At 73.7% G+C, this 399-nt stretch carries 1 pseudogene; it reads right to left on the reverse strand.

Annotation, left to right across the window (positions count from 1 at the left end):
• Positions 1–189: 189 nt before the first annotated feature.
• Positions 190–399: pseudogene (locus tag ACR6JA_RS22150) on the reverse strand (TIGR03759 family integrating conjugative element protein); the annotation flags it as partial.

The raw sequence follows: 399 nt of genomic DNA on the forward strand, positions 1-399 counted from the left end.
TCTCCTGCAAGGCCACCGCGTACAGCACCGCCGCCGGCACGTCTGCACGATGCGCCGCCAGTTGATAGGCCGGCGGCGGCACTTCCCGCGCCAGGGCGGCCAACGCCCAGCCGCCGGTGGCGAGCAGCAGCACGGCGCCGGTACAGCGGATGGCGACGCGGGATGGCCGACGCTCCCGGCCCGGAGTACCTATTGCCGCTGCCATTGGCCGTTCACCTCGCGCACCACGGCCGGCAGATCGCCGGGGAGGCCGAGCGACAGCCAGCGCCCCGCATCGTGGTTGAGCGTGATGGTGCGGGCGCGCACCCTGGCCGGGTCGATGCCCGCCTGGGTGGCCCACTGCCGGATGCGCGCGTCGTCCTGACGGCTGCCGACCATGTAGAGGTCGAAGGCCGTGCC

The organism is Cedecea sp. B1(4), assembly GCF_059414925.1.